The organism is Rossellomorea sp. GQ25, assembly GCF_059758515.1.
Map to the genome: position 1 here is coordinate 1 of NZ_JCAXEQ010000010.1, position 12580 is coordinate 12580.

Consider the following 12580-nt stretch of genomic DNA (forward strand, 5'->3'; position numbering starts at 1 on the left):
AATTTTTATTTACCCCTTGAAAAATTTCAAAAATATTATATAATAATATTTGTCATTGTAAGCAATATGTCTGGTGATAATGGCGAAGAGGTCACACCCGTTCCCATGCCGAACACGGAAGTTAAGCTCTTCAGCGCCGATGGTAGTTGGGGGATCTCCCCCTGTGAGAGTAGGACGTCGCCAGGCTATATCATTCCGCAGTAGCTCAGTGGTAGAGCTATCGGCTGTTAACCGATCGGTCGCAAGTTCGAATCTTGCCTGCGGAGCCATTGCTTCCATAGCTCAGCAGGTAGAGTGCTTCCATGGTAAGGAAGAGGTCACCGGTTCGAGCCCGGTTGGAAGCTTTTATATTTTTATTCAGAATGGCCCATTGGTCAAGCGGTTAAGACACCGCCCTTTCACGGCGGTAACACGGGTTCGAATCCCGTATGGGTCACCAAAGTTTTTTGCGGAAGCAAAATAACTCACCAATTACATATTGGAGGATTAGCTCAGCTGGGAGAGCATCTGCCTTACAAGCAGAGGGTCGGCGGTTCGATCCCGTCATCCTCCACCAAGTTTTTTTGCGAAAGCAAAATAAACCTCATTTTTTTAAAAAATGTTTGATAATCATATATGCCGGTGTAGCTCAACTGGTAGAGCAACTGACTTGTAATCAGTAGGTTGGGGGTTCAAGTCCTCTTGCCGGCACCATTTTTTTAGCTGGAGGGGTAGCGAAGTGGCTAAACGCGGCGGACTGTAAATCCGCTCCTTCGGGTTCGGCAGTTCGAATCTGCCCCCCTCCACCATTTTGTATATTTAAGTGTAAAATGGACATCCTATAAATGTCCCTTTTTTATGCCATTAAAGTAATTATTGGGCTATAGCCAAGCGGTAAGGCATCGCACTTTGACTGCGACATGCGTTGGTTCGAATCCAGCTAGCCCAGCCATTACGAGCCATTAGCTCAGTTGGTAGAGCATCTGACTTTTAATCAGAGGGTCGAAGGTTCGAGTCCTTCATGGCTCATCACACATTTTCTCACATGCTACGTAAGGTGTGAGAATTTCTCTATAATCATTAACATATGGGGCCTTAGCTCAGCTGGGAGAGCGCCTGCTTTGCACGCAGGAGGTCAGCGGTTCGATCCCGCTAGGCTCCACCATACATACGACATGATTGAACCTTGAATCTTTTAGGAGATTTGAGGTTTTTTTGTTTGGGGAAGTAGATTTATGTTTGAAGGATGACCAACAGTGAGAGGAAGCTCTTGATGATGGCTGGGGCGCTCGTTAATCAGGCTGACCGTTGAAGGAAAGGGATGTGGGGAAGTTGGGTCTGGATTTTATTGTTCTTGAAGAGGATAGAAGCTGGTTGAGGAATATGAGTCAATCTAGGGTCAGGAAGAGGTGCGGAGAGTTGAAAATGCCTTATTTTAATTTAAAAACCTTCAATAAACGTCCTATTTTGACGCCGATTTTATTAAAATTAAGTGTGAGGCATGCAAGAGGTTATCGAATGGGTAGTGGAATCTACTTTAGAGCCGTCGGTTTAAAGGATTGGGGATTTTATTATCGACTTTCCCGTATATATTATCAACTCCATATCGTATGCCGCAGCTAGAAGATCGTTGAAAAGGGCGGGAGGTCAAAATGATTAAAAATTGCCTGTTTGTATAAAAAAACTTCTGAAATAATCCATTTTGCCTATTACTTAAGAAAATCAATGCTTAATCTGTAAGTTGACACCAAACCTCTTTTTCTTCTCCCATCCGCCCTAGGATATTTTCAACTTCCCCACCTTTGTTTTCAAATTCCAGATTTTATTTTCAATTCTGGACCATTTATTTTCAAATTCCAGATTTTATTTTCAAAATGATCTTTACCACGCTACGCCAACCACAATCGATTCCACACTAGCATCTTGTCCAAAACCCGTTCTACATAATCTTACACCAATCTACATCAAACCCCTCTACACACGCATATATATACAAAATCCTGTCCAGTTGAACCATGGCTCATAGTATGGATAGAATAGAGGTGTAAATAAATTTCGAATTGGGGGAATTTTTCATGAAGAAAAATATTTCTATCATTGGTGTACCGATGGATTTAGGTCAAATGCGCAGAGGCGTGGATATGGGGCCGAGTGCGATCCGTTATGCCGGGATTGTTGAGCGTCTTGAGAACCTTGGGTATGAGATTAAGGACTTAGGGGATATCGAGATTGGCCAGGCTGAGCGTGTACATAATAATCCTGATACGAACCTGCGTAATTTGAAAGCGGTTGCTGAAGCTAGCGAGACGTTGGCTGGTAAGGTGAATGATGTAATCGGGAGTGGAGATTTCCCATTAATCTTTGGTGGTGACCACAGTATTGCGATAGGAACATTGGCTGGTGTTTCTCCTCACTATGAAAACTTAGGTGTGATTTGGTATGACGCACATGGTGATTTGAATACAGGGGATACGTCTCCGTCAGGTAATATTCATGGTATGCCTCTTGCGGTAAGCTTGGGTATCGGTCATGAAGATTTGACGGGTATCGGGCAGAGTTCACCGAAGATCAAGCCTGAGAACATCGTCATTATTGGAGCTCGTTCGTTAGATGAAGGTGAAAGAGAGTTAATTAAAGAAAAAGGCATTAAAGTATACACGATGCACGAAATCGATCGCCTTGGCATGACTAAGGTAATGGAAGAGTCCATTGACTACTTGAAGGGAAGAACGGATGGCGTCCATTTATCACTTGATTTAGACGGATTAGACCCGAGCGATGCCCCTGGTGTAGGTACTCCTGTTCTTGGAGGGATCAGCTACCGTGAAAGTCATTTAGCGATGGAGATGCTGGAAGAGTCAGGAATGATTACATCTGCAGAATTTGTAGAGGTAAACCCTATCCTGGATGAGAAAAATAAAACCGCTACTGTTGCTGTGGCTTTGATGGGTTCACTATTTGGAGAGAAATTACTATAATCTTAAGAATAAAAATAAGGCTGATAACCCTTCGAGGTTCTCAGCCTTCATTTATTTCTCTTCAATGGTGCTTGACCACTTGGTATTGATTCAATAGATCGTCAAGACGAGTACTCAAATCGACTACTTGCTCGTCGGCAAAGGATGACTTTAATGCTAGTTCGACCATTTGGCGACGACAGTCTTCAATTTGAAATAATAAATCATTCATTCTTCTCCTCATTTTGAGATCCTCCCACAATAGAAATAATTAGTTCCTTTATACCCTTTTTCTAATAATTGTAAACATTTTTCCCGGAAAATTTGTTAGGATAGTAATATAAAAAATTTGAAACTTTTTGATAGGAAGTTACGTATATAAATATAGCCGCATAGAGCGGAGGTTGTGAAATGGAAGCGTTAGTGAAAAAGCGGATTAAGCAAGTATTGAAAGGTGATCAGAACGCCTTTGCAGAATTAGTCGAGCTTTATAAGGATAAAGTGTTCCAAATCTGCTACCGGATGCTTGGAAATCGTCATGAAGCAGAGGATATTGCCCAAGAGGCTTTTATCAGGGCATATGTCAATATTGAAACCTTTAATCAGAAGAGAAAGTTTTCGACCTGGCTATTTAGGATCGCGACGAATCTTTGTATCGACAGGATCCGTAAGAAGAAACCGGATTATTTCTTAGATGCAGAGGTAGCAGGGACTGAGGGATTAACGATGTACTCACAAGTGGCTGCGGATGTTCAGCTACCGGAAGAAGAAGTAGAGAATATGGAGCTTCAGGAAACCATTCAGAAGGAAATTTCCAAGTTACCTGAGAAGTATCGATCGGTCATTGTTTTAAAATATATCGAGGAGCTTCCTCTTCAAGAAATCAGCGAAATATTAGATTTACCCCTGGGAACGGTTAAAACGAGAGTACATAGGGGGCGTGAAGCTCTCCGTAAACAATTAAGATCACTGTAGAGAGGGTGAGTGAATATGAAACCTTGTCCTGAAGAAATCATTGAGTATATGCACGATTATTTAGATGGAGATTTAAATAGAGAAAAAGAAGAAATGCTGAAACATCATTTGCAGGAATGCAATGAGTGTCAGCATCACTTTCATGAGCTGAAAAAAGCAATTGCGTTTGTACAGAGCACGTCTCATATTAGTGCTTCTGCAGACTTTACGGATAAAGTTATGTCAAGATTGCCGAAAGAGAAGAAGAAAGTGGGGGTCGAGAGGTGGTTCCGCCACCATCCTTTATTAACGGCTGCGGCCCTATTCCTTTTCTTTATGACCGGCAGCTTCTTAACTTCATGGAATGACGATCAGGATTTTTCATTTACGAAGAATGCGAAGTTAGTGGTTCAGGATCATACGGTTGTGGTGCCTGAGGGTGAAGTCGTGAATGGAGATCTGATGGTCCGGAATGGTGATGTGAAAATTGAAGGAAAAGTAACGGGGAATGTGACGGTTATTAACGGAAATGTCACGGTCATTAATGGAAAGCAGTACTTGGCTTCTGCAGGGAGCGTGACAGGAGAAATCCATGAAATCGATGCAGCATTTGAGTGGCTTTGGTACCAGATCAAAAAAGGGGCTAAAGACACGGTGGATTGGGGAAATTCGCAACTTGAAGAAAAGTAGGATAAAATAGAGGGGATGGAAGTAAGGTCCGTCCCTAAGAAGGACTGACATGTCTTTAATCCATGTCGGTTTTTTTATGCAAAAACGTGAGTTCATGAATAGATGAGAAAGAATCATGAAGCCGTGGGTGTCTTTCATTTGACAGTGATAAAATATGCTATAATAGGAACGTTACGAAAATGGAGAAGCCACACATGGCGGCTTACGCTTTCGATTAAGCTATTGGAGGATGTAATATGCCGTTTATCGATATTTTTTCGGATTACTCCGCGCTGGATTATGTCTCAGATATAGTAGATATACTCGTAGTATGGTTTGTAATCTATAAACTGATCATGCTGATAAAAGGAACGAAAGCAGTACAATTATTAAAAGGTATTTTTGTCATTATCATTGTGAGAGGTCTTAGTAGTATCTTTGGATTGGATACACTGGGATGGATGATGGAACAAGCCCTCACATGGGGGTTCCTGGCGATTATCATCATCTTCCAGCCTGAACTCCGCAGAGCCCTTGAACAATTGGGAAGGGGCCGTTTATTCTCAAGGACGGGACTTCAGGAAGAAGAAGAGCAGGAGCAGATGATTGAATCAATGACGAAAGCCGTAAGCTATATGGCAAAACGTCGAATTGGTGCCCTCCTTACTCTTGAACGGGAAACAGGGATGAGTGATTATATTGAAACAGGTATTCCACTCGATGCCAAGATTACGTCCCAATTGCTGATAAATATCTTTATACCCAATACACCTCTTCATGATGGAGCTGTTATCATTCAAAAAAATCAAATTGCTGCAGCGGCTTGTTATCTTCCATTATCGGAAAGCCCATTCATTTCGAAAGAATTGGGAACAAGACACCGGGCAGCACTTGGCGTCAGTGAGGTAACAGATAGTATTACGATTGTTGTATCAGAAGAAACGGGAGCTATCTCCATTACGAAAAATGGAGAGTTACATCGCGACCTCTCTTTGGAGCGATTCACAGAAATTCTTATGGTAGAGCTCATAGGCGATAAGACAAATGCTTCCTCGACGAAATGGAGTTTTAGGGGGAAGAAAGAAAATGGATAAATTCATGGAAAGTCGTTGGTTCATGCGTGTTGTGGGATTGATGTTAGCATTCATTCTCTATCTGTCCGTCAACTTTGATGATATTCAGAAGACGGCTAACAACAATAACGGCAACCCTCAAAATGCGATTGAAACGATCCAGGACGTCCCGCTTGAAGTTTTCTATGATCGTGAGAATTTAGAAGTAAGCGGCTTACCTGATACGGTGAATGTGACTGTAGAAGGATCTAAGGCGATTGTGCAACAAGCTAAACAAGTGAAGGATTTCCGAGTCTATGTAGACTTAAATGATATCGGTATCGGTGAGCATCAGGTTGATATAAAGATAGATAATATCTCTGAAAAACTTGATGTGAAACTCGATCCGGATTTTGTCAATATATCGGTTCAAGAAAAGGTAACCGAAGAGTTTACGATTGAACCTCAATTCAATGAGAGTATTTTATCCAATGGATATGAAGCAGAAGGCCTGGCTGTTGATCCGAAAACGGTGAAAGTGACAGGCTCTAAGGATGAAGTGGAACGGATTGCATATGTTATAGCCACACTTGATCTTGATGAGGAAATCAATGAGAATGTGACAAGGGAAGCCAGGGTGCAAGTGCTTGACCGTGAGTATAATAAATTAGATGTTCAAATTGATCCGGAAGTGGTCGATGTGACCGTTTCGGTTGTAAACAAAAGTAAGAGTGTACCGGTCACGGTTAAACAAAAAGGCAGTCTTCCAGAAGGGACGACGCTGGAGTCGATTTCAGTTGAGCCTAAAGAGGCAACCATCTTCGGCAGACAGGATGTACTGGACACAGTAGAAGAGTTGCTTGCAGACATAGACCTTTCTAAGATTACGAAGGATTCAACCCTTACGGTACCACTCGCCCTGCAAGATGGCTTAAATAAAGTGGCTCCTGAAGAAGTTAAGGTGAAGGTTGATGTCAACACAACCGAGGAAAAGAGCCTATCAGGACTTGAAATCACCCCACAAGGGTTAGCTGAAGAATATGAATATACAATCACGTCACCTGAAGAAGGTGTCGTCGATGTAGCGATGAAAGGTCAGAATGCACAGGTGAGCAAAGTGACGAAAGAAGACTTCTCGCTGGCTCTGGATCTTTCAGGGCTCGAGCCCGGTGAGCATGAGGTGGAAATAGAGGCAGAAGGACCGGAGGATATTGAATGGACCCTGTCTCAGCAAACAGTAAAGGTAGAAATTAAAGAAAAGAACACATCAGCATAAGAGCTGTAAAAAGGAGAGAATGACAATGGGTAAGTATTTTGGAACTGATGGAGTAAGAGGTGTAGCGAACACAGAATTAACACCGGAATTAGCATTTAAGCTTGGACGTTTTGGTGGTTATGTTCTAACAAAGGATGCTACGCGTCCCAAAATATTGATTGGAAGAGATACTCGAGTTTCCGGACATATGCTGGAAGGAGCTCTTGTAGCCGGACTTCTATCAATTGGTGCTGAAGTGATGCGCTTAGGTGTCATTTCAACTCCAGGGGTAGCTTACTTAACAAAAGCGTTAGGGGCTCAAGCTGGTGTCATGATCTCAGCTTCTCATAATCCTGTAGGAGATAACGGAATTAAATTCTTCGGACCGGATGGCTTCAAGTTATCGGATGACCAGGAAAATGAAATTGAAGATCTATTAGATCAAACAGTTGATCAGCTCCCTCGTCCAATCGGTGCTGATTTAGGACAAGTAAGTGACTATTTCGAAGGCGGACAAAAATATCTGCAGTATTTAAAACAGTCAGTAGACGAAGATTTCGATGGTTTACATATTGCGCTAGACTGTGCGCATGGTGCAACATCCGCTCTTGCGACTCATCTGTTTGCTGATTTGGATGCTGACATCTCGACAATGGGAGCATCACCAAACGGGTTGAACATCAATGAAGGTGTAGGGTCTACCCACCCTGAAGCACTTGCTGAGATGGTGAAAGAAAAAGGTGCAGACTTGGGACTTGCCTTTGATGGTGATGGGGACCGAATTATCGCAATCGATGAGCATGGACAAATCGTGGATGGTGACCAGATCATGTACATCTGCGGTAAATTCTTAAAGTCACAAGGTCAGTTAAAGCAGTCTACAGTCGTATCTACAGTCATGAGTAATCTTGGCTTCCATAAAGGGCTTGAAGAGAATGGGATCCAAAGCATTCAAACCGCGGTTGGAGATCGTTATGTAGTGGAAGAAATGAAGAAACATGGCTATACTCTTGGCGGTGAGCAATCAGGCCACATCATCTTCTTGGATTACAATACAACTGGAGACGGTCTGTTAACGGGTATCCAACTTGTAAACATTATGAAAGTGACCGGTAAATCATTATCTGAACTAGCGGGAGAAATGCAAAAGTTCCCACAAAAACTTGTGAATGTACGAGTGACAGACAAGCACCATGTAACGGATAATGAAACAGTTAAAAAAGTGATTCAAAAGGTTGAAGAAGAAATGAACGGAAATGGCCGTATCCTTGTTCGTCCTTCTGGAACGGAGCCGTTAGTGCGTGTCATGGCAGAAGCTCCTACTGAAGAACTTTGTAATCGATATGTAAATGAAATCGTACAAGTTGTTGATGAAGAAATGGGTCTGAACGAATAGTGGAATTTATATGCATAAGGGGTCAATATGTGCCCCTTATGCATATTTAATAAGTAGAGTACTTTTGAATATCATCGAACTACCGTTCTGAAAACGGAAGTTGTTTCCTAAGGGTTTATCACTGCTCTGTTTCGGGAACATGACAATAGGATAACAACTTCTTGTTCTTGTAAGATTTTTATTGACTAAGGGAAACATGCTAGTGTATGATGATTTTGTTTTCGTTTTTCAAATTATTTGGAAATGAGTCAAGAAGGAAAGGTGGATAGTGAGTAATCATCCTTATAAAGCGCCAGGGCTAAACGATGAACGAAAAGGATCGTTTAGTTGACGAGGTGGAGGTTTATCGAGCATTCGGCGGATGCCTCCCGGTTCGTAACGTCACCGAACCGAAAGTTTCTTCCTTAAATCGTTGAGGCAACTTAATGGACAAAGGGAAGAAAAAAGTGACCAATGTAAATACTAATGACAAACAGAGATAAGGGGGCAAGTTGTCCCCAAAAGAGTTCTTGCCCCCTTGCATGTTCAGGGAGGATATATTAATTATGTGTGGAATTGTTGGATATATTGGAAATTCAGATACAAAGGAAATTCTTTTAAAAGGTCTTGAAAAGCTTGAGTACCGCGGTTATGACTCTGCAGGTATTGCCGTTCAAAACGATGAAGGCATCCATGTGTTTAAAGAGAAGGGTCGTATTGCTGACCTTCGCGGTATCGTTGATGAGAGTGTATCAAGCAACACAGGAATCGGTCACACTCGCTGGGCTACCCACGGGGTACCAAGCAAGGTGAATGCTCACCCTCATCAAAGTAATTCAGGCCGTTTTACAATTGTTCATAACGGAGTAATCGAAAATTACTCTCAACTTAAGCGTGAATATTTAACGGATGTAACGTTCAAGAGTGACACGGATACGGAAGTAATCGTTCAGTTGATTGAAAAGATTGTAGAAGAAGGAAACACGGTAGAGGAAGCTTTCCGTCAAACGTTAATGCTTCTTAAAGGTTCTTATGCCATCGCCCTTTTAGATTCTGAAAATGATGAAACAATCTATGTAGCGAAAAACAAAAGTCCACTGCTTGTAGGTCTAGGAGAAGACTTCAACGTTGTAGCAAGTGATGCTATGGCAATGATTCAAGTAACAGACCAATACGTTGAGCTTATGGATAAAGAAATGGTCATCGTAACGAAAGAAAAGGTTGAAATTCAAAATCTGATCGGTGAAGTAATGGAACGTGCTCCTTACACCGCTGAAATCGATGCGAGTGATATCGAAAAAGGAACATACCCACACTATATGCTTAAAGAAATCGATGAGCAGCCACTAGTGATGCGTAAAATCATTCAAGCGTACCAAAATGAGAGCAACGAGCTTCACATTGATGAGCCGATTGTCGGCGCGATGAAAGGAGCGGACCGTGTCTACATCATTGCGTGTGGAACGAGTTACCACGCTGGTCTTGTTGGAAAGCAATTCATCGAGAAGAGTGCCGGAATTCCTGTAGAAGTGCATGTAGCAAGCGAATTCAGCTACAACATGCCTTTACTTTCTAAGAAACCATTATTTATCTTTATTTCTCAAAGTGGTGAAACGGCAGATAGTCGTGCCGTACTGGTTCAAGTCAAAGAGCTTGGTCATAAATCATTAACGATCACAAACGTAGCGGGTTCTACGCTGTCCCGAGAAGCAGATTACACATTGCTTCTTCATGCAGGACCTGAAATCGCCGTTGCTTCAACCAAAGCGTACACAGCTCAGCTGGCAGTACTTGCTATCCTTGCACACGTTGCTGGGCAGGCATGTGGAAACAACCAGGACTTTGATCTCGTTCAAGAGCTTGGTATTGTTGCTACTGCGATGGAAGCACTTTGCGATACGAAAGAAGAGTTTGAAGATATCGCACGCGAATATCTATCAACGACTCGCAACTGTTTCTTCATCGGCCGTTCATTGGACTTCTATGTAGGATTAGAAGGAGCATTGAAGCTGAAAGAAATCTCTTACATCCAGGCAGAAGGATTTGCCGGAGGAGAGCTTAAACACGGTACGATCGCTCTTATCGAAGAAGGAACACCGATCGTTGCACTTGCAACTCAAGAAGAAGTAAACTTAGGCATCAGAGGAAATGTGAAAGAGGTAGTCGCTCGTGGAGCTAACCCTTGTATCATTTCCATGAAGGGCTTAGAAGACGAAGAAGATCGCTTCGTCATCCCGGAGGTTAACCCGTTGTTAACACCTCTTATCTCTGTCATCCCATTACAATTAATTTCTTACTATGCTGCTCTGCACCGCGATTGTGATGTAGATAAGCCGCGTAACTTGGCGAAGTCGGTTACGGTTGAGTAAGAATTAATAGACGAAAACCGGTTATTGTAGATTTGAAATAAAGTCGCAACGTTTATAAAAAAGATGAGTTGTTTTACCCCTTTGGATAAGGTTATCTAAAGGGTTTTTTTTTTGAAAAGGAAAAGAACATCTGAATTGAGAAGTGGATTAAGGAACTGTTGAGTGACAATTGAGTTGTTCCGTTAAAGTACCATATTCTGGAGTGAAGAAGGGGATTCATTGGATTTACCTGGAAATTGTAAGTCATGCCGTTAAGGGCAGGAAGTTTGAATATTGGAGAATTGAAAAAACCAGCTAAGTATAAATACAAATAGCTGGTTTTGTTTTATATCAAAGGGTTTAATGTATTGATTTAGCCATGTTTATATCTAAAAGAATACATCTTAATGTGTATTACTTTTTAGCTTCATCTAGATTTACTCTAAGCCTACCTAACAAAACGGTTTAGCTCATCCATTTTTTCATGAATCCACTCTATCACAAAGGTTGGCATATATATAGCACAAATTCCTGATTAAAGCCTCACTGGTAATTCAGTGGTTTCATATGGTGTTGTTACCTGAGCAACCGACTTTAAGAGATATTTTAATTAGAAGGCGTTAGAATATCTGAAAGCAAAGTGACAAAAGAGTATAACGACACACATAGAAGGACAGGCCAGATCCCCTTGCCTTTGGCTAACGGCTACAACACCTTCACCGTTCGGGACTTAAACCCTAAAGCGTGTGCACATGCCGGGCGCACAGCAAAACAACGAGCTTGAAGTTCAAGCTCGTTGTTTTTTCATCAAGATTACATATTCAAAATCTCCTCTATTGTGTTTAAATCATAAATCAGCACTGGAATTATTGTGGTTGGAGCACGTTGTTTCGTGTCGATCATTATCGATATAATTTACTTAACAGATGAAATAATCAAACGAATTCTTCGTTTATTCACCCTGGGGTCCAGGGAAAAGTCAATATAAGGAGGTGTGGTGATCTTGGAAGCCATAAGCAAGCGCTTTTTCTTATATCTCTCCCACAATAAGGCTTTGGATCGAATCGCCAAACGTTGGGGATCAAGATTTGGGGCTAATAAGATTATAGGTGGAGAAACGTTTTCACAATCAATTCCATTGATTACTCAATTGAACCAGGAGGGATTCCAGGTTACAGTCGATCATCTTGGTGAATTCGTCAATTCCGTAGATGTGGCGCGGGAACATGCTCAACTATGTATTCAGAGTATAAGTGCAATCGCTTATCATCAGCTGGACACTGAAATTTCTGTAAAACTTACCTCCTTGGGATTGGATATCAGTCATGACCTTGTCATGGAACACATGGAATTGATTCTATCCAAGGCAAAGGAGAGTGGAATCACGGTAACCATCGATATGGAGGATTCATCCAGGTGCCATGCCATCCTTGAGATTTACAAAACGCTTCGGCAGAAGTACGAAAATTTGGGGACGGTGATCCAATCCTATCTCTATCGATCAGAGAAGGATATAGATGATCTAAAACATTTTTCTCCTTATTTGAGGCTTGTGAAGGGTGCATATAAAGAATCCGGTAAAGTGGCTTTCCCGGAAAAGCAGATGGTGGATGAGAATCTGAAACATCTCATCAAAAAGCAACTCTTGAACGGTCATTATACAGCTGTAGCAAGCCATGATGAAGCGATGATCGATTACACCATCGGATTAGTGAAAGAACACAATATCCCGGATGACCGCTTCGAGTTTCAAATGCTTTATGGAATGAAGAATCAATTGCAGTCCGATCTAGTGAAAAAAGGTTATAAAGTCCGTATTTATCTCCCATATGGGGAGGATTGGTATGGGTATTTCATGAGACGTCTGGCAGAAAGGCCAGCAAATGTCGCATTTGCATTGAAGGGAATCCTCAGCAAGTAAACTTTATTGGAAAATTTAATAAGTCTTATTATCAATTTGTCAATTTAAGCAGTTACATCTAGATAGTATT

General features: G+C 41.8%; 9 protein-coding genes, 9 tRNA genes and 1 rRNA gene. 18 read left to right on the forward strand and 1 reads right to left on the reverse strand.

What is annotated here, in order from left to right:
- The first annotated feature begins 69 nt into the window (after window positions 1-69).
- The 11 genes from rrf (at window position 70) to rocF (ending at window position 2957) form a co-directional block, all read left to right on the forward strand.
- Window positions 70-186, forward strand: a 5S ribosomal RNA gene (rrf, locus tag AC6CIB_RS21170).
- An 8-nt stretch (window positions 187-194) separates the two neighbouring features.
- Window positions 195-269 (forward strand) — tRNA-Asn (locus AC6CIB_RS21175).
- A gap of 2 nt (window positions 270-271) precedes the next feature.
- Window positions 272-344: transfer RNA gene (locus AC6CIB_RS21180), tRNA-Thr, on the forward strand.
- Window positions 345-364: 20 nt separating this feature from the next.
- Window positions 365-439, forward strand: a tRNA-Glu gene (locus AC6CIB_RS21185).
- Window positions 440-480: 41 nt separating this feature from the next.
- Window positions 481-556 (forward strand) — tRNA-Val (locus AC6CIB_RS21190).
- Window positions 557-617: 61 nt separating this feature from the next.
- Window positions 618-693, forward strand: a tRNA-Thr gene (locus AC6CIB_RS21195).
- 11 nt (window positions 694-704) lie between these two features.
- Window positions 705-788, forward strand: a tRNA-Tyr gene (locus tag AC6CIB_RS21200).
- Between the two features lie 68 nt (window positions 789-856).
- Window positions 857-931: transfer RNA gene (locus AC6CIB_RS21205), tRNA-Gln, on the forward strand.
- A gap of 4 nt (window positions 932-935) precedes the next feature.
- A tRNA-Lys gene (locus tag AC6CIB_RS21210) sits at window positions 936-1008 on the forward strand.
- Window positions 1009-1068: 60 nt separating this feature from the next.
- Window positions 1069-1144, forward strand: a tRNA-Ala gene (locus tag AC6CIB_RS21215).
- A 910-nt stretch (window positions 1145-2054) separates the two neighbouring features.
- Window positions 2055-2957 carry an arginase gene (gene rocF / locus AC6CIB_RS21220; protein WP_498284082.1) on the forward strand — a complete coding sequence of 301 codons (903 nt, stop codon included), beginning with the start codon at window positions 2055-2057 and terminating at the stop codon, window positions 2955-2957.
- Between the two features lie 61 nt (window positions 2958-3018).
- Here the strand turns inward: rocF and AC6CIB_RS21225 are convergent, their stop codons facing one another.
- Entirely contained in the window at window positions 3019-3180 is a 162-nt protein-coding gene (locus tag AC6CIB_RS21225; RefSeq protein WP_034765819.1) for an aspartyl-phosphate phosphatase Spo0E family protein, read from the reverse strand.
- Window positions 3181-3347: 167 nt separating this feature from the next.
- On the opposite strand from AC6CIB_RS21225, the gene sigW reads away from it, so the two are divergent.
- From sigW to AC6CIB_RS21260, 7 genes are all read left to right on the forward strand, one after another.
- Window positions 3348-3911, forward strand: coding sequence for an RNA polymerase sigma factor SigW (gene sigW / locus AC6CIB_RS21230; RefSeq protein ID WP_113970158.1), 564 nt, complete (start codon window positions 3348-3350; stop codon window positions 3909-3911).
- A 15-nt stretch (window positions 3912-3926) separates the two neighbouring features.
- A complete protein-coding gene (locus AC6CIB_RS21235) occupies window positions 3927-4580 on the forward strand; it encodes a zf-HC2 domain-containing protein (protein WP_498284084.1) in 654 nt (217 codons plus the stop codon).
- A gap of 236 nt (window positions 4581-4816) precedes the next feature.
- Window positions 4817-5653: a diadenylate cyclase CdaA gene (gene cdaA, locus AC6CIB_RS21240; RefSeq protein ID WP_324746301.1), complete on the forward strand. Its 837-nt coding sequence runs from the start codon at window positions 4817-4819 to the stop codon at window positions 5651-5653.
- Window positions 5646-6887 (forward strand): CdaR family protein, encoded by a 1242-nt coding sequence (locus AC6CIB_RS21245; protein ID WP_498284086.1) that lies wholly within the window; start codon window positions 5646-5648, stop codon window positions 6885-6887. Before cdaA ends, AC6CIB_RS21245 begins: the two co-directional genes overlap by 8 nt.
- Window positions 6888-6912: 25 nt before the next feature.
- Entirely contained in the window at window positions 6913-8262 is a 1350-nt protein-coding gene (gene glmM, locus AC6CIB_RS21250; protein ID WP_498284088.1) for a phosphoglucosamine mutase, read from the forward strand.
- 545 nt (window positions 8263-8807) lie between these two features.
- A complete protein-coding gene (glmS, locus tag AC6CIB_RS21255) occupies window positions 8808-10610 on the forward strand; it encodes a glutamine--fructose-6-phosphate transaminase (isomerizing) (RefSeq protein ID WP_498284090.1) in 1803 nt (600 codons plus the stop codon).
- Between the two features lie 982 nt (window positions 10611-11592).
- Complete coding sequence (locus tag AC6CIB_RS21260) at window positions 11593-12510, forward strand: proline dehydrogenase family protein (RefSeq protein WP_498284092.1); 918 nt, start codon at window positions 11593-11595, stop codon at window positions 12508-12510.
- Window positions 12511-12580 lie beyond the last annotated feature (70 nt).